Consider the following 17,302-nt stretch of genomic DNA (forward strand, 5'->3'; position numbering starts at 1 on the left):
AAGGAACACAAATGCAAGCGGCAACTGTTGTGATTAACCGCCGCGCTCTGCGACACAACCTGCAACGTCTGCGTGAACTGGCACCTGCCAGTAAACTGGTTGCGGTGGTGAAAGCGAACGCCTACGGTCACGGTCTGATTGAGACCGCGCGAACGCTCCCCGATGCTGACGCTTTTGGCGTCGCCCGTCTCGAAGAAGCTCTGCGGCTTAGAGCGGGGGGCATCACGCAACCTATTTTGTTACTGGAAGGTTTTTTTGAAGCAGACGATTTGTCGACGATCTCCGCTGAACATCTGCATACCGCCGTGCATAACGAAGAACAGCTTGCTGCTCTGGAAGAGGCTAATCTGGAGGAGCCAGTTACCGTCTGGATGAAACTCGACACCGGTATGCACCGACTGGGCGTGTTACCGGAACAAGCTGAGGCGTTTTATCAACGACTTACGCAATGCAAAAACGTCCGTCAGCCGGTGAATATTGTCAGCCACTTTGCTCGCGCTGATGAGCCAAAATGCGGCGCGACTGAGAAACAACTCGATATCTTCAATACCTTTTGCGAAGGCAGGCCCGGCAAGCGTTCAATCGCCGCATCGGGTGGAATCTTGTTATGGCCACAGTCGCATTTTGACTGGGTGCGCCCCGGCATCATTCTTTACGGTGTATCGCCGCTGGAAGATGGCTCCACCGGTGCTGATTTCGGTTGCCAGCCAGTGATGTCTCTGACCTCCAGTCTGATCGCTGTGCGTGGGCATAAAGCCGGGGAGCCTGTAGGTTATGGCGGAACATGGATCAGCGAACGTGATACCCGTCTTGGCGTTGTGGCGATGGGTTATGGCGATGGCTACCCTCGCGCAGCTCCGTCCGGTACGCCAGTGCTGGTCAATGGCCGCGAAGTGCTAATCGTCGGGCGAGTTGCGATGGATATGATCTGCGTAGACTTAGGCCCAGAGGCGCAGGATAAAGCGGGTGATCCGGTGATTCTGTGGGGTGAAGGTCTGCCAGTTGAGCGAATCGCTGCAATGACAAAAGTAAGTGCTTACGAACTTATCACGCGCCTGACGTCAAGGGTGGCGATGAAATACGTCGATTAATTGTTCAGCAATATTTGATTGTCTGTGCCGGGTGTGGTGTGAAAGCCTTATCCGGCCAGCAACGCAATGTAAATTCAATAAATTGATACACTCTTGTCGTTTTGCCACTGGAGGTTTTGCGTTTTTCATCAGCCGCGCTACGTTATTAATTGCCGCTCATTGCTAAACATCCTCTCGATCTTCCCCATCTTCCGGTTTATTGTGTTTTAACCACCTGCCTGTAAACCTGGAGAACCATCGCGTGTTTCAAAAAGTTGACGCCTACGCTGGCGACCCGATTCTTTCGCTTATGGAGCGTTTTAAAGAAGATCCTCGCGGCGACAAAGTGAATTTAAGTATCGGCCTGTACTACAACGAAGACGGGATTATCCCGCAACTAAAAGCCGTCGCAGAAGCGGAAGCGCGCCTGAATGCGCAGCCTCACGGCGCTTCGCTTTATTTGCCGATGGAAGGGCTTAACAGCTATCGCCATGCTCTTGCGCCGCTGTTGTTCGGTGCGGACCATCCGGTGTTGCAACAACAGCGTGTGGCGACCATTCAAACCCTCGGCGGCTCGGGGGCATTAAAAGTGGGTGCTGACTTCCTGAAACGCTATTTCCCTGAATCAGGCGTCTGGGTCAGCGATCCTACCTGGGAAAACCACGTAGCAATATTCGCCGGTGCTGGATTCGAAGTGAGCACTTACCCCTGGTATGACGAAGCGACCAACGGTGTGCGTTTTAGCGACTTGCTGGCGACGCTGAAAACACTGCCCGCCCGCAGTATTGTGCTGTTGCATCCGTGTTGCCATAACCCAACAGGCGCCGATCTCAACAATGACCAGTGGGATGCGGTGATTGAAATCCTCAAGACACGTGAGCTTATCCCATTCCTTGATATCGCCTATCAAGGATTTGGTGCTGGTATGGACGAGGATGCCTACGCCATTCGCGCCATTGCCAGTGCCGGATTGCCCGCTCTGGTGAGCAATTCATTCTCGAAAATTTTCTCGCTGTACGGCGAACGTGTCGGCGGTCTTTCGGTAGTGTGTGAAGATGCCGAAGCCGCAGGCCGCGTGCTGGGGCAATTGAAAGCCACTGTGCGCCGTATTTACTCCAGTCCGCCGAATTTTGGTGCGCAGGTGGTGGCAACGGTGCTGAATGATGAGGCGTTGAAAGCCAACTGGCTGGCAGAAGTAGAAGAAATGCGTACCCGTATTCTGGCAATGCGTCAGCAACTGGTGCAGGTGCTGAGTACTGAGATGCCGGGGCGTAATTTCGATTATCTGCTTAAGCAACGCGGTATGTTCAGCTATACCGGTTTAAGCGCCGCCCAGGTTGACCGACTGCGTGAAGAGTTTGGTGTTTACCTGATCGCCAGCGGGCGTATGTGCGTGGCGGGGCTTAACTCTGCAAACGTGCAGCGTGTGGCAAAGGCATTTGCTGCGGTGATGTAAGGTTCGCCAGCAGGCGGTTGAATAGCCGCCTGCTCTAGTATTCTATGGAAATACATTAAGTTATTAAATATTAACAAACATGGGCTGGTCTCATGTGATCCTGCTCCCTTTCTTCACAAAAGCCGCAGATAATCCTTCCTTTCTCACACTGCTGGCGTTATGGTCAGATGGTTTTTTCAACAAATATCACAATAAAAAGTTTCAACTTACTGACTATTTAGGGAAAAATATGCGCAAGATCACACAGGCATTGAGTGCCGTTTGCTTATTGTTCGCTCTAAACAGTTCCGCTGTTGCACTGGCCTCTTCACCTTCACCGCTTAATCCCGGCACTAACGTTGCCAGACTTGCTGAACAGGCACCTGTCCATTGGGTATCGGTCGCACAAATTGAAAATAGCCTCGCAGGGCGTCCACCAATGGCGGTTGGGTTCGATATTGATGACACGGTTCTGTTTTCCAGCCCCGGATTCTGGCGCGGCAAGAAAATATTCTCGCCAGAAAGCGAAGATTATCTGAAAAACCCGGCCTTCTGGGAAAAGATGAACAACGGTTGGGATGAATTCAGCATTCCAAAAGAGGTTGCACGTCAGCTAATTGATATACATGTCCGCCGCGGCGACGCTATCTTCTTTGTGACTGGCCGTAGCCCAACGAAAACAGAAACGGTTTCAAAAACATTAGCTGATGACTTTCATATCCCGGCAACCAGTATGAACCCGGTCATTTTTGCGGGCGATAAACCAGGACAAAACACAAAAACGCAGTGGTTGCAGGATAAAAATATCCGAATGTTTTATGGTGATTCTGATAACGATATCACTGCCGCGCGTGATGTTGGCATTCGTGGTATCCGTATTCTGCGAGCCTCCAACTCTACCTACAAACCCTTGCCACAAGCGGGTGCTTTTGGCGAAGAGGTGATCGTCAATTCAGAATACTGACAGAGCGGGAGAGTATGACACTCTCCCGAATGCTGTTTTTTTAATCAAACCTTTATCCTTTCGCTGTCTTGCTGCAAACTGATTAAGAGAGTTTTATCAAGGAGCAGCACATGTGGTATCAAAAAACGCTCACGCTTAGCGCCAAATCTCGTGGATTCCATCTGGTAACGGATGAAATTCTGAATCAACTGGCTGATATGCCGCGTGTTAATGTTGGTTTACTGCACCTGTTGCTGCAACACACCTCCGCCTCTCTGACACTTAATGAGAATTGCGACCCCACTGTACGCCATGACATGGAGCGTTTTTTCCTCCGTGCGGTTCCCGATAACGGTAGCTATGAGCATGACTATGAAGGAGCAGACGATATGCCTTCTCATATCAAATCCTCAATGCTGGGGGTATCGCTCGTATTGCCAGTGCATAAAGGGCGTATTCAGACCGGCACCTGGCAGGGGATCTGGCTGGGGGAACATCGCATCCACGGCGGATCGCGTCGCATCATCGCGACACTACAAGGGGAGTAAAAAATGACTATTTCGGAGTTGCTACAATATTGCATGGCAAAACCAGGCGCAGAACAGAGTGTGCATAGTGACTGGAAAGCAACGCAAATCAAAGTTGAAGATGTGCTGTTTGCGATGGTGAAAGAGGTGGAAAATCGCCCAGCGGTTTCGCTGAAAACCAGCCCGGAATTGGCGGATCTTCTGCGTCAGCAGCACAGTGATGTTCGCCCCAGCCGACATCTGAACAAAGCGCACTGGAGCACTGTTTATCTCGATGGCTCGCTGCCGGATTCGCAAATCTATTATCTGGTCGATGCGTCGTATCAGCAGGCGGTGAATTTGCTGCCGGAAGAAAAACGTAAATTGCTGGTGCAACTCTGAAAGGAAAAGACCGTTCAGCAAGCGGCCTGAGAATGATGACAAACACAAAATTGCCTGATGCGCTACGCTTATCAGGCCTACGTAATCCCTGCAATATATTGAAATTGCATGTTTTTGTAGGCCGGATAAGGCGTTCACGCCGCATCCGGCAAGAACAAAGCGCACTTTGTCAATAATCTGAGGGCGCTCAGAAAGCGGCCTTAACGATTACAGCATTGGCTTGAGGAAGCGCGCTGTATGCGATGCTTCACACTCTGCGACGGTTTCTGGCGTGCCGGAGACGAGGATCTCACCGCCGCCGCTGCCACCTTCTGGCCCCAGATCAACAATCCAGTCAGCGGTTTTGATCACGTCGAGATTGTGCTCAATCACCACAATGGTATTGCCCTGATCGCGCAGTTTATGCAGAACGTCGAGCAGTTGCTGAATATCGGCAAAGTGCAGACCGGTGGTCGGTTCATCGAGAATATACAGCGTCTGCCCGGTGCCGCGTTTTGACAATTCACGCGCCAGCTTCACACGCTGGGCCTCACCACCGGAAAGCGTGGTTGCGGACTGCCCGAGACGGATGTACGTCAGACCAACATCCATCAGCGTTTGCAGTTTACGCGCCAGTGCGGGCACAGCATCAAAGAACTCACGCGCTTCTTCGATGGTCATATCCAGCACTTCGTGGATGGTTTTACCTTTGTACTTAATCTCCAGCGTTTCGCGGTTATAACGTTTACCTTTGCACTGGTCGCACGGCACGTAAATATCCGGCAGGAAGTGCATTTCCACTTTGATTACACCATCGCCCTGACAGGCTTCGCAGCGCCCACCACGGACGTTAAAGCTGAACCGTCCAGGCGTATAACCGCGCGCACGGGATTCCGGTACGCCCGCAAACAATTCGCGTACAGGCGTAAACACGCCGGTATAGGTCGCCGGGTTGGAACGCGGAGTACGACCAATTGGGCTTTGGTCGATATCGATGACTTTGTCGAAATGCTCCAACCCCTGAATATCGCGATAGGGTGCAGGTTCAGCAATTGTTGCGCCATTCAACTGGCGTTGGGCAATCGGGAACAGCGTGTCGTTAATCAGCGTCGATTTACCAGAACCTGAAACCCCGGTGATGCAGGTAAACAGACCTACCGGCAGCGTCAGTGTCACATCTTTCAGGTTGTTGCCGCGCGCGCCTGTCAGTTTCAGCACTTTTTCCGGATCTGCGGGTACGCGTTTCTTCGGCACTTCAATTTTGCGTTTACCGCTCATGTACTGGCCGGTTAACGACTCCGGAACTGCCATAATCGCTTCCAGCGGACCTTCCGCGACCACTTCACCACCGTGTACACCTGCGCCCGGGCCAATGTCGATGACATGGTCAGCCGCGCGAATAGCGTCTTCGTCGTGCTCCACCACAATCACGGTATTACCGAGATCGCGCAGGTGGATAAGCGTACCCAGCAGGCGTTCGTTATCGCGCTGATGCAGGCCGATAGACGGTTCATCCAGCACGTACATCACGCCAACCAGCCCTGCGCCAATCTGGCTTGCCAGACGGATACGCTGGGCTTCACCGCCGGAAAGGGTTTCTGCCGAGCGGGAAAGTGTCAGGTAGTTCAGCCCGACGTTAACGAGGAATTTCAGGCGGTCGCCAATCTCTTTAAGGATTTTTTCCGCAATCTTCGCGCGTTGCCCGGCGAGTTTGAGATTGTTGAAGAACTCCATCGCATGGCCGATGCTCATGTCAGAGATGGCAGGCAGCGGTGTATTCTCAACATAAACGTGGCGTGCTTCACGGCGCAGACGCGTCCCTTCACAACTGGCGCACGGACGATTGCTGATAAACTTGGCTAACTCTTCGCGTACCGCGCTGGATTCCGTTTCTTTATAACGGCGCTCCATATTGTGCAGCACGCCTTCGAACGGATGGCGGCGGATAGACGTATCGCCACGATCGTTCATGTATTTGAATTCGATATTTTCCTTGCCAGAACCGTAAAGCACCACTTTATGCACATTCGCACTCAGGCTGCCCCACGGCGCTTCGACGTCGAACTTATAGTGGTCTGCCAGTGATTTCAGCATCTGGAAGTAATAAAAATTACGGCGATCCCAGCCGCGGATCGCGCCGCCCGCCAGCGATAGTTCCGGATTTTGGATCACTCGGTCAGGATCGAAATATTGTTGAACGCCGAGGCCGTCACAGGTCGGGCAGGCGCCCGCCGGGTTGTTGAACGAAAACAGACGCGGTTCCAGTTCGCGCATACTGTAGCCGCAAATCGGACAGGCGAAGTTGGCGGAAAAGAGCAGCTCTTCCGCTTTCGGATTGTCCATATCGGCAACCACCGCCGTACCGCCGGAAAGCTCCAGCGCCGTTTCAAATGACTCCGCCAGGCGTTGGGTAAGATCGTCACGCACTTTGAAACGATCAACTACCACTTCAATCGTGTGTTTCTTTTGCAGTTCCAGTTTCGGCGGATCGGAAAGATCGCAGACTTCGCCATCAATACGTGCGCGGATGTAACCCTGACTCGCCAGATTCTCCAGCGTTTTAGTGTGTTCGCCTTTGCGCTCTTTAATGATTGGCGCGAGTAGCATCAGACGTTTGCCTTCCGGCTGCGACAGGACGTTGTCTACCATCTGGCTGACGGTTTGCGCCGCCAGCGGGACATCGTGATCCGGGCAGCGCGGCTCACCGACGCGAGCGTACAGCAGACGCAAATAGTCGTGGATTTCGGTGATTGTCCCCACCGTGGAGCGCGGGTTGTGGGACGTCGATTTCTGTTCAATCGAGATGGCGGGTGAAAGCCCCTCGATATGGTCGACATCCGGCTTTTCCATCAGTGACAGAAACTGCCGCGCGTAGGCGGAAAGGGATTCAACGTAACGACGCTGCCCTTCGGCATATAAGGTGTCGAAAGCGAGCGAGGATTTGCCAGAACCCGAAAGCCCGGTAACGACAATCAGTTTGTCGCGGGGGATAACGAGGTTGATATTTTTGAGATTATGGGTGCGGGCGCCCCGAACTTCGATCTTATCCATTCACCTTTCCCGGATTAAACACTTTTTGCCCGGCGGCATGGCGCTACCGGCGATCACAAACGGTTAATTATGACACAAATCGACCTGAATGAATATACAGTATTGGAATGCAGAATCCGGAGTGCTGTGTAACAATGTCGGACCATGTTTGTTTCCCGGAACCGAGGTCACATCGTGGTAAAACCGCTATTGGTAATGCTACAATCGCGCGTTTACACTTATTAGACCGTTTTTTTCAGGAGACACGAACATGGCCAGCAGAGGCGTAAATAAGGTTATTCTCGTTGGTAATCTGGGCCAGGACCCGGAAGTACGCTACATGCCAAATGGTGGCGCAGTTGCCAACATTACGCTGGCTACTTCCGAATCCTGGCGTGATAAAGCGACCGGCGAGATGAAAGAGCAGACTGAATGGCACCGCGTTGTGCTGTTCGGCAAACTGGCGGAAGTGGCCAGTGAATATCTGCGTAAAGGTTCCCAGGTTTATATCGAAGGTCAGTTGCGTACCCGCAAATGGACCGACCAATCCGGTCAGGATCGCTACACCACAGAAGTCGTGGTGAACGTTGGCGGCACCATGCAGATGCTGGGTGGTCGTCAGGGTGGTGGCGCTCCGGCAGGCGGTAACATCGGGGGCGGTCAGCCGCAGGGCGGTTGGGGTCAACCTCAGCAGCCGCAGGGTGGCAATCAGTTCAGCGGCGGCGCGCAGTCTCGCCCGCAGCAGTCCGCTCCGGCAGCGCCGTCTAACGAGCCGCCGATGGATTTCGATGACGATATCCCATTCTGATTTTGTTTTAAAACAATAGATTATATTGTTTTAAGGTAGGTGATTAACGCATCTGCCAGGGATAAAAAAAGAAGCCTCCATATGGAGGCTTCTGCATATCACACCAAAATCATTGGCCATTGTGGCGGTGCCTGATTTGTGGTTTCCACTATTACCGACTCAATATTGTGCCAGATTGCGGCAATATCCATCATTGTGATTCCGAGCAGTCCCATCGCGAACCAGCAGGCGGAAACAACGCCCAGACCACTACTGATCACTGCCAGCCCGATATAATCAGACCGCCGAAAACGGATGTTGAGCGTACTAGCCAGAAACATCAGTATGGCGCTAAGAAGCTGCCAGCGAAGAAGAACCACGCCCGTGGTGAGGGTAGCCATCAAACATTTCCTCAGAAAATTGCCAGGCCCTGGACAGCGCGGCATTTCTCACGGGAGGCGTGGTACACTCTGGCTATCGCGGGGCTTTCAGAACACAAAAATGAAACACTTTTGCTGTTTCATAAATTTCGTGAACTATATCACAATTGGTTGTTTGTTAGCCAGATTATGCCGCGACTTTATTACTGCACTAATGATGTGGTTTATTCAGTGATGTCGAGGCAATGTACAATAAAGAAATATTGTAATTTCCTGCCTGACCTGCATTTTTCCAACAAAGCTCTTTTGATATCAGCGAGTTATTTTTATGCAAATAACGATTATAAAGGTATCAATTTCAAATCAGGCAAAAGTGCTATTTATACCGTAAGATTTATCTAACGTCGTCGGTAGTCAAGGTTTTCACTTTGCAATGACCAGGTATAACCAGGCAGGGAATTGATAGAAATGAGTCAAAGTGCACGACGCAGGATGCTGGCGTGCCGGGCATCATCTTTGTGGTACTCCTTCCTGTTATCCTTTCACTATGGATTGCCCTCCTTTGGGCTAAAGCGGAAGTGAATAATCAACTTCGTGCTTTTGCCCGGTTAGCCCTGGAGAAATCCGAGTTGGTCATTCAGCAGGCAGATTTAGCGAGCGACGATGCAGAACGCTATCAGGGACAAATTTGCACTCCCATTCATCAACAACAAATGCTGAATATTATCCGCGGTTATCTTTATATCAACGAATTGATATATGCCCACGATAACCTTTTTTTATGTTCAACATTAATAGTTCCCGTTAACGGCTACAGGATGGCGTCAGCAAACTATAAGCGTGAACCTGATGTCTCAATCTATTATTACCGTGATACGCCTTTTTTCTCAGGTTATAAAATGACCTATATGCAGCGAGGAAACTATGTCGCGGTAATTAACCCTTTATTCTGGAGCGAGGTGATGTCTGACGATCCGACGCTGCAATGGGGGGTTTATGATACGGTGACGAAAACCTTTTTCTCTTTAAGCAAACAGGCCTCCGCAGAAAATTTTTCACCATTGATTCATCAGAGGGAAATAACCGTACAGCAGAATGGTTATTTATATGCGATAGTTCATTCAACAAAACGTCCCATTGCCGCTATCGTAGCAACCTCAAACCAGCGTATTTTTTCGCATTTTTATAATCACCTTGTATTTGCCTTGCCGGCAGGTATTTTGGGCAGCCTGGTGCTGCTTTTACTCTGGTTGCGTATAAACCAGAAGTACCAGTCTCCTGAGCGTAAATTGCAACGTGCTCTCGAAAAACGGCAACTTTGTCTCTATTACCAGCCAATTGTTGATATTAAAACGAATAAATGTATTGGCGCTGAGGCGTTGCTACGTTGGCCGGGGACTCAGGGACAAGTAATGACGCCAGCGGAGTTTATTCCACTGGCGGAACAAAAGGGGCTAATTGAGCAGGTTACCAATTATGTCATTAATAGGGTGTTTGACGATCTCGGTGCCTGGCTGGCGAAACATCCTGAACTCTCTATTTCAGTTAACTTATCCGCCTCTGATTTTCATACTTCAAGGGTGATTGCCCTAACCAATCAAAAAATCGAGCAATTTACCGTGCGTCCGCAGCAAATTAAATTTGAAGTCACTGAACATGCGTTTCTTGATGTCGCCAAAATGACGCCGATTATTCTGGCTTTCCGTCAGGCTGGTTACGAAGTGGCGATCGATGATTTTGGTATTGGCTACTCCAACTTGCATAATCTTAATTCATTGAATATCGATATCTTGAAAATCGATAAATCGTTTGTTGAGACGCTAACCACGCACAGAACCAGCCATTTGATTGCAGAACACATTATCGAACTGGCACACAGTCTGGGTCTAAAAACGATTGCAGAAGGGGTGGAAACTGAGGATCAGGTCAACTGGCTGCGCAAACGCGGCGTGCGCTATTGTCAGGGTTGGTACTTTGCAAAGGCGATGCCGCCGCAGGTTTTTATGGCATGGGCAGAGCCAGTACCCGCGCATGACGTCATGCGCGGGCAGTAAACCCTAGATCCGGTGGCGATAATCGCTGGGAGTGCGATCAAACTGCCGACGGAAAACGCGGGAAAAGGTCTGCTGTGAGACATAGCCCAGATCCATCGCGATATCAAAAATAGGGCGTTCGGTGGTGCGCAACTCAACGGCAGCCAGTAGCAGGCGGCGTTGACGAATGTAATCGCCAAGCGTCTGATGTGTCACCGTACGGAACATCCGCTGTAAATACCACTTTGAATAACCTGATTTTTTCGCCACCACATCAATGTTCAGCGGCTGGTCGATATGCTCGTCAATCCATGCGATAAGATCCTGAATAATTTTCTGATGGGACATAAATCTGCCTCTTTTCAGTGTTCAGTTCGTTAATTCATCTGTTGGGGAGTATAATTCCTCAAGTTAACTTGAGGTAAAGCGATTTATGGAAAAGAAATTACCCCGCATTAAAGCCTTGCTTACTCCAGGCGAAGTGGCGAAACGTAGTGGAGTGGCGGTATCGGCGCTGCATTTCTATGAAAGCAAAGGTTTGATTACCAGTATCCGTAACAGCGGCAATCAGCGGCGGTATAAGCGTGATGTGTTGCGATATGTCGCCATCATCAAGATTGCTCAACGTATTGGTATTCCGCTGGCGACCATTGGTGAAGCGTTTGGTGTGTTGCCCGAAGGGCATACATTAAGTGCGAAAGAGTGGAAGCAACTCTCATCACAATGGCGTGAAGAACTGGACCGGCGAATTCATACCTTAGTTGCGTTGCGTGACGAACTGGACGGCTGTATTGGTTGCGGCTGCCTTTCGCGTAGCGACTGCCCGTTGCGTAACCCTGGCGATCGCTTAGGCGAAGAAGGTACTGGTGCGCGTTTGCTGGAAGATGAACAAAACTAAAGCGCCACAAGGGCGCTTTAGTTTGTTTCCGGCCTTTGTCTTTCACTCTATCCCGCTGGTACACAGGAGGGTTTCCCCCGACGTCAACACACCTCATTCGAGCACGTGGTGGAGGTTCCGGTTGGTGTTGATACTTTAATTGTATGCCACCGCCGTTTCTTCGCCAGTGCAAAGTGATCCTTTTTAGCCGCAATATTTTTGTCATCTTGCGTGATTTTTTACCGCAAACTTTTGCTACAAGTTGCCTACAAATGCCGTAATTTTGCGCATCGACGATAACGTTTGCGCATCAGTTGCCTGGTTTTTCATCGTCAATACAAGAAAAGGGAAAAAAGCAGCAAACTTCGGTTGAAAAAGCCGCTATGATCGCCGGATAATCGTTTGCTTTTTTTTACCACCCGTTTTGTATGCGTGGAGCTAAACGTTTGCTTTTTGCGACGACCCCGATTGTCGCAAACCAGAAGCAGGAAGATAACGTTTCGCTGGCAGGGGATTGTCCGCCACGCATCTTGACGAAAAATAAACTCTCAGGGGATGTTTTCTTATGTCTACGCCATCAGCGCGTACCGGCGGTTCACTCGACGCCTGGTTTAAAATTTCACAACGTGGAAGCACTGTTCGTCAGGAAGTGGTTGCCGGGTTAACAACGTTTCTGGCGATGGTCTATTCGGTTATCGTCGTTCCGGGCATGTTGGGCAAAGCGGGCTTCCCGCCAGCGGCCGTTTTTGTTGCGACTTGTCTGGTTGCCGGGATGGGTTCTATCGCGATGGGGTTGTGGGCCAATCTACCATTGGCTATCGGCTGCGCCATCTCCCTGACTGCATTTACCGCATTCAGCCTGGTGCTGGGGCAACATATCAGTGTTCCGGTGGCGCTGGGTGCTGTGTTCCTGATGGGGGTGCTGTTTACGGTTATTTCCGCAACAGGTATCCGTAGCTGGATTTTGCGCAACTTACCGCACGGCGTGGCGCATGGCACGGGGATTGGTATCGGCCTGTTTTTGCTGCTGATTGCTGCCAACGGCGTCGGTCTGGTGATTAAAAACCCGCTTGATGGTCTGCCGGTTGCGCTGGGTGATTTCGCGACATTCCCGGTGATTATGTCGCTGGTAGGTCTGGCAGTGATCATCGGCCTGGAAAAACTGAAAGTACCGGGCGGCATTCTGCTGACCATTATCGGTATCTCGATTGTGGGCCTGATCTTCGATCCTAATGTCCATTTCTCCGGCGTTTTTGCCATGCCTTCATTGAGTGATGAGAACGGCAATTCGCTAATTGGCAGCCTGGACATTATGGGGGCACTGAACCCACTGGTCTTGCCGAGCGTGTTGGCGCTGGTGATGACGGCGGTCTTTGACGCTACCGGAACCATCCGTGCAGTTGCTGGTCAGGCGAATCTGCTGGATAAAGACGGGCAGATTATTGACGGTGGTAAAGCACTAACTACAGACTCCCTGAGTAGCGTTTTCTCCGGCCTGGTTGGCGCGGCACCGGCTGCGGTATACATCGAGTCTGCGGCGGGTACAGCGGCGGGCGGTAAAACCGGCCTGACGGCTATCACCGTTGGCGTGCTGTTCCTGCTGATTCTGTTCCTCTCTCCGCTCTCTTATCTTGTTCCGGGTTACGCAACGGCTCCGGCGCTGATGTACGTTGGCCTGCTGATGCTGAGCAACGTGGCGAAAATCGACTTTGCTGATTTTGTCGATGCAATGGCGGGTCTGGTAACGGCAGTATTCATCGTGCTGACCTGTAACATCGTAACAGGCATCATGATCGGCTTCGCGACTCTGGTGATTGGTCGTCTGGTCTCTGGCGAATGGCGTAAGCTGAACATTGGTACGGTCGTTATCGCCGTGGCGCTGGTCACCTTCTACGCGGGTGGCTGGGCTATCTAATCTTTAATAAGATTCTGAAAACGGGTAGCAATTGCTGCCCGTTTTTATTTTCTCCGTACATTGTGTGAGCTTTTGCGATATTCTGAAAAACTGAGAATCCGGGTATAAAACCTTTCTCAAATCATAAAAAACATCGCAAACAGGGAACGCATGGAAATCTTCTTCACCATACTGATAATGACCCTCGTGGTCTCGCTGTCCGGGGTGGTCACTCGTGTCATGCCCTTTCAGATCCCGCTTCCGCTTATGCAAATCGCCATTGGTGCGCTACTGGCGTGGCCGACGTTTGGTTTGCATGTGGAATTTGACCCAGAACTCTTTTTAGTCTTATTTATCCCGCCGTTGCTGTTCGCGGATGGCTGGAAAACGCCGACCCGCGAATTTCTTGAGCATGGCCGGGAGATTTTCGGTCTCGCGCTGGCGCTGGTCGTCGTCACCGTGGTCGGCATTGGCTTCCTTATTTACTGGGTGGTGCCAGGTATTCCGCTGATCCCCGCTTTTGCGCTGGCGGCGGTGCTCTCTCCGACCGATGCTGTAGCGCTCTCCGGGATTGTTGGAGAAGGGCGCATACCGAAAAAAATTATGGGTATCTTGCAGGGCGAAGCGTTGATGAATGACGCCTCCGGCCTGGTGTCGCTGAAGTTTGCCGTGGCAGTCGCGATGGGGACGATGATCTTCACCGTTGGCGGCGCGACGGTCGAATTTATGAAAGTGGCAATTGGCGGTATTCTCGCCGGTTTTGCGGTGAGCTGGCTGTATGGTCGCTCGTTGCGTTTCCTGAGTCGCTGGGGCGGTGATGAACCGGCAACGCAGATCGTACTGCTGTTCCTGCTGCCGTTCGCCTCTTATCTTATTGCCGAACATATTGGCGTTTCCGGCATCCTCGCAGCGGTTGCCGCCGGTATGACCATCACCCGCTCCGGTGTGATGCGCCGTGCGCCGCTGGCGATGCGACTGCGTGCCAACAGCACCTGGGCGATGCTGGAATTTGTCTTTAACGGTATGGTGTTCCTGCTGCTGGGCCTGCAATTGCCGGGCATTCTGGAGACGTCGCTGATGGCGGCGGAAATCGACCCCAACGTCGAAGTCTGGATGCTCTTTGTCGATATCGTGCTGATTTATGTCGCCTTAATGCTGGTTCGTTTTGGCTGGTTGTGGACGATGAAAAAGCTCAGTAACCGCTTCCTGAAGAAGAAGCCGATGGAGTTTGGTTCGTGGACCACACGAGAAATCCTGATCGCGTCTTTCGCTGGGGTGCGCGGGGCAATCACTCTGGCCGGTGTGCTCTCCATTCCTCTGCTGTTGCCGGATGGTAACGTCTTCCCGGCGCGTTATGAGCTGGTGTTCCTGGCGGCTGGCGTGATTCTCTTCTCGCTGTTTGTTGGTGTAGTGATGTTGCCTATTTTGCTGCAACACATTGAAGTCGCGGATCATTCCCAGCAGTTGAAAGAGGAACGCATTGCACGCGCGGCAACGGCTGAAGTAGCGATTGTGGCGATCCAGAAAATGGAAGAACGTCTGGCGGCGGACACCGAAGAGAACATCGATAACCAGTTGCTCACAGAGGTGAGTTCTCGTGTGATTGGTAACCTGCGTCGTCGCGCCGATGGGCGTAATGATGTTGAAAGTTCAATCCTGGAAGAAGACCTGGAACGCCGCTTCCGTCTGGCGGCACTGCGTTCTGAACGTGCTGAACTGTACCACCTGCGCGCCACGCGGGAGATCAGCAACGAAACGCTGCAAAAATTATTGCACGATCTTGATTTGCTGGAAGCGTTGTTAATTGAAGAAAATCAGTAACGCTCTGACGGCGTAAGATAGCCTGACGCAATCGGTAAAAAGGTGCAGTACATCGCACCTTTTTACCGTTGGTCAGGCGACCAGGGACAAACGGAGATTAATGCGCGCGGCCCTGCTCAACGCCAAAGCCGGTCTGGGAACGGATAAATTGCGCACGGAACAGTTCACGCTCGCGCGCGCCTTCCGCTGAATTATCGGTTGCCGAGAAGAACCAGATACCGAGGAATGCCACGGAGATGGAGAACAACGCCGGGTATTCATACGGGAAGATGGCTTTTTCGTGACCGAGGATCTGCACCCAAATCGTTGGGCCGAGGATCATCAACACTACCGCTGTAATCAGGCCTAACCAGCCGCCCAGCATCGCACCACGCGTAGTCAGTTTCGACCAGTACATGGAAAGCAGAATGATTGGGAAGTTACAGCTCGCGGCGATAGCAAACGCCAGACCCACCATGAAGGCGATGTTCTGATTCTCAAACAACACGCCGAGGATAATCGCAATCACACCCAAAATCAGCACGGTGATTTTCGATACCCGCAGCTCTTCACGTTCGGTCGCGCCTTTTTTGAAGACGTTGGCGTACAGATCGTGAGAAACCGCCGATGCGCCTGCCAGCGTCAGACCTGCAACCACCGCGAGGATGGTGGCGAAAGCAACCGCTGAAATAAAGCCGAGGAACAGGTTGCCGCCCACCGCATTGGCCAGGTGAACCGCCGCCATGTTGTTACCGCCAATAAGATGGCCCGCCGCATCTTTATATTCCGGATTTGCACCGACCAGCATGATCGCACCAAAGCCGATAATAAAGGTCAGGATATAGAAGTAACCCATAAAGCCGGTGGCGTAGAACACGCTCTTACGCGCTTCGCGAGCATCGCTAACCGTAAAGAAGCGCATCAGAATGTGCGGCAGACCTGCCGTACCAAACATCAGTCCCAGCCCCAGCGAGAGTGCGGAGATTGGATCTTTTACCAGCCCGCCCGGCTTCATGATGTCGACACCTTTCGGGTGTACTGCCATCGCTTCGCTGAACAGATTGTTGAAGCTAAAACCGACGTGCTTCATCACCATAAAGGCCATAAAGCTGGCACCGAACAGCAGCAAAACGGCTTTGATAATCTGTACCCAGGTGGTTGCTAACATGCCGCCAAACAGGACATACATCATCATCAATACGCCAACCAGAACCACGGCGATGTGATAGTTAAGGCCGAACAGCAGCTCGATCAGTTTACCCGCACCAACCATTTGGGCGATGAGATATAGCGCCACCACCACCAGAGACCCACAGGCCGAAAGAATGCGGATTGGCCCTTGTTTCAAACGGTATGAGGCGACATCCGCAAAGGTATAGCGACCCAGGTTACGCAGACGTTCGGCAATCAGAAACAGAATGATTGGCCAGCCTACCAGGAAGCCCAACGAGTAGATCAGGCCGTCATAACCGGAGGTAAACACCAGCGCGGAGATCCCCAAAAATGAGGCGGCAGACATATAGTCACCGGCTATCGCCAGACCGTTCTGGAAGCCGGTGATATTACCGCCTGCGGTGTAGTAGTCGTTACGGGAACGCACGCGTTTTGATGCCCAGTAGGTGATACCAAGCGTAAACACGACGAAAATCAGGAACATAATAATCGCCTGCCAGTTTGTTGGCTGGCGTTCTACGGCCCCGCTAATGGCATCCGCGGCGTTCGCTGCGAAAGGGAGTGTGGCGGCAAGCGCCGTCATAACTCTTTTCATGACGCTTGTACCTCATGCAGGACTTCGTTATTAAGGCGGTCGAATTCGCCGTTCGCCCGCCAGATGTAGATACCAGTGAGAACAAAGGAGATCACAATCACCCCGACGCCAACGGGAATACCGCGTGTGACGCTGGTGTTCGGATTCAGCGGAGTGCCCAGCCAGCCAGGCGCAAAGGCAATCAGTAAAATAAAGCTGATATAAACTGTCAGCATAATAATCGACAGGATGGTGGCAAACCGTTGCCGTTTTTCGACTAACTCCCTGAAATGCGCATTGTCTTCTATCCGCTGATAAATAGTGCCATTCATCACAGATTCTCCAGAGGTAATGTAGGGATTGTTTTAATTCCCGCTCCCTTGTGGGAGAGGGTTAACGCCCAGGTAACCCATAGCCTG

The 17,302-nt window shown here is 51.7% G+C and carries 14 protein-coding genes and 1 pseudogene; 10 read left to right on the forward strand and 5 right to left on the reverse strand.

Annotation, left to right across the window (positions count from 1 at the left end; translation table 11 throughout):
* Positions 1 to 11 precede the first annotated feature (11 nt).
* The 5 genes from alr (at position 12) to A31E_RS02785 (ending at position 4,356) form a co-directional block, all read left to right on the forward strand.
* On the forward strand, positions 12 to 1,091 hold the full coding sequence (gene alr, locus A31E_RS02805) for an alanine racemase (RefSeq protein ID WP_016249469.1): 1,080 nt from the start codon (positions 12 to 14) through the stop codon (positions 1,089 to 1,091).
* A gap of 241 nt (positions 1,092 to 1,332) precedes the next feature.
* Positions 1,333 to 2,526, forward strand: a complete 1,194-nt coding sequence (gene tyrB, locus A31E_RS02800) for an aromatic amino acid transaminase (protein ID WP_016249470.1) — start codon at positions 1,333 to 1,335, stop codon at positions 2,524 to 2,526.
* Positions 2,527 to 2,755: 229 nt separating this feature from the next.
* Positions 2,756 to 3,469 (forward strand): acid phosphatase AphA, encoded by a 714-nt coding sequence (gene aphA, locus A31E_RS02795; protein ID WP_010377498.1) that lies wholly within the window; start codon positions 2,756 to 2,758, stop codon positions 3,467 to 3,469.
* 110 nt (positions 3,470 to 3,579) lie between these two features.
* Entirely contained in the window at positions 3,580 to 3,996 is a 417-nt protein-coding gene (locus A31E_RS02790; RefSeq protein WP_000270380.1) for a secondary thiamine-phosphate synthase enzyme YjbQ, read from the forward strand.
* Between the two features lie 3 nt (positions 3,997 to 3,999).
* Positions 4,000 to 4,356 carry an MmcQ/YjbR family DNA-binding protein gene (locus A31E_RS02785; RefSeq protein WP_000155671.1) on the forward strand — a complete coding sequence of 119 codons (357 nt, stop codon included), beginning with the start codon at positions 4,000 to 4,002 and terminating at the stop codon, positions 4,354 to 4,356.
* Positions 4,357 to 4,563: 207 nt separating this feature from the next.
* Here the strand turns inward: A31E_RS02785 and uvrA are convergent, their stop codons facing one another.
* Positions 4,564 to 7,386, reverse strand: coding sequence for an excinuclease ABC subunit UvrA (gene uvrA / locus A31E_RS02780; protein WP_000357769.1), 2,823 nt, complete (start codon positions 7,384 to 7,386; stop codon positions 4,564 to 4,566).
* Between the two features lie 250 nt (positions 7,387 to 7,636).
* Between uvrA and ssb1 the strand changes: the two genes are divergently transcribed.
* Entirely contained in the window at positions 7,637 to 8,173 is a 537-nt protein-coding gene (gene ssb1 / locus A31E_RS02775; RefSeq protein WP_000168305.1) for a single-stranded DNA-binding protein SSB1, read from the forward strand.
* Between the two features lie 98 nt (positions 8,174 to 8,271).
* Here ssb1 and A31E_RS02770 read toward each other — a convergent pair whose 3' ends face one another.
* Positions 8,272 to 8,553 carry a YjcB family protein gene (locus A31E_RS02770; RefSeq protein WP_000224316.1) on the reverse strand — a complete coding sequence of 94 codons (282 nt, stop codon included), beginning with the start codon at positions 8,551 to 8,553 and terminating at the stop codon, positions 8,272 to 8,274.
* A gap of 447 nt (positions 8,554 to 9,000) precedes the next feature.
* On the opposite strand from A31E_RS02770, the pseudogene A31E_RS02765 reads away from it, so the two are divergent.
* Positions 9,001 to 10,586 (forward strand): annotated as a pseudogene (locus A31E_RS02765) (EAL domain-containing protein).
* Between the two features lie 3 nt (positions 10,587 to 10,589).
* On the opposite strand, the gene soxS reads toward A31E_RS02765, so the two are convergent.
* Entirely contained in the window at positions 10,590 to 10,913 is a 324-nt protein-coding gene (gene soxS, locus A31E_RS02760) for a superoxide response transcriptional regulator SoxS (RefSeq protein WP_000019357.1), read from the reverse strand.
* An 85-nt stretch (positions 10,914 to 10,998) separates the two neighbouring features.
* Here soxS and soxR point away from each other — a divergent pair, with 85 nt between their 5' ends.
* The 3 genes from soxR to A31E_RS02745 all read left to right on the forward strand — a co-directional run bounded on the left by soxR (position 10,999) and on the right by A31E_RS02745 (position 15,157).
* Positions 10,999 to 11,463: a redox-sensitive transcriptional activator SoxR gene (gene soxR / locus A31E_RS02755; protein ID WP_000412428.1), complete on the forward strand. Its 465-nt coding sequence runs from the start codon at positions 10,999 to 11,001 to the stop codon at positions 11,461 to 11,463.
* Between the two features lie 544 nt (positions 11,464 to 12,007).
* Positions 12,008 to 13,357, forward strand: a complete 1,350-nt coding sequence (gene ghxP / locus A31E_RS02750; protein ID WP_000106896.1) for a guanine/hypoxanthine transporter GhxP — start codon at positions 12,008 to 12,010, stop codon at positions 13,355 to 13,357.
* 150 nt (positions 13,358 to 13,507) lie between these two features.
* Positions 13,508 to 15,157 carry a Na+/H+ antiporter gene (locus tag A31E_RS02745; protein ID WP_000402197.1) on the forward strand — a complete coding sequence of 550 codons (1,650 nt, stop codon included), beginning with the start codon at positions 13,508 to 13,510 and terminating at the stop codon, positions 15,155 to 15,157.
* Positions 15,158 to 15,254: 97 nt separating this feature from the next.
* Here A31E_RS02745 and actP read toward each other — a convergent pair whose 3' ends face one another.
* Both actP and A31E_RS02735 read right to left on the reverse strand, forming a co-directional pair.
* Complete coding sequence (gene actP, locus A31E_RS02740) at positions 15,255 to 16,904, reverse strand: cation/acetate symporter ActP (RefSeq protein WP_000832601.1); 1,650 nt, start codon at positions 16,902 to 16,904, stop codon at positions 15,255 to 15,257.
* Entirely contained in the window at positions 16,901 to 17,215 is a 315-nt protein-coding gene (locus A31E_RS02735; protein ID WP_001517575.1) for a DUF485 domain-containing protein, read from the reverse strand. The genes actP and A31E_RS02735 overlap by 4 nt, the downstream gene beginning before the upstream one ends.
* Positions 17,216 to 17,302: the final 87 nt, after the last annotated feature.

The sequence above is a fragment of the Escherichia sp. KTE159 genome (assembly GCF_000408805.1).
Classification (GTDB): Bacteria; Pseudomonadota; Gammaproteobacteria; order Enterobacterales; family Enterobacteriaceae; genus Escherichia; species Escherichia marmotae.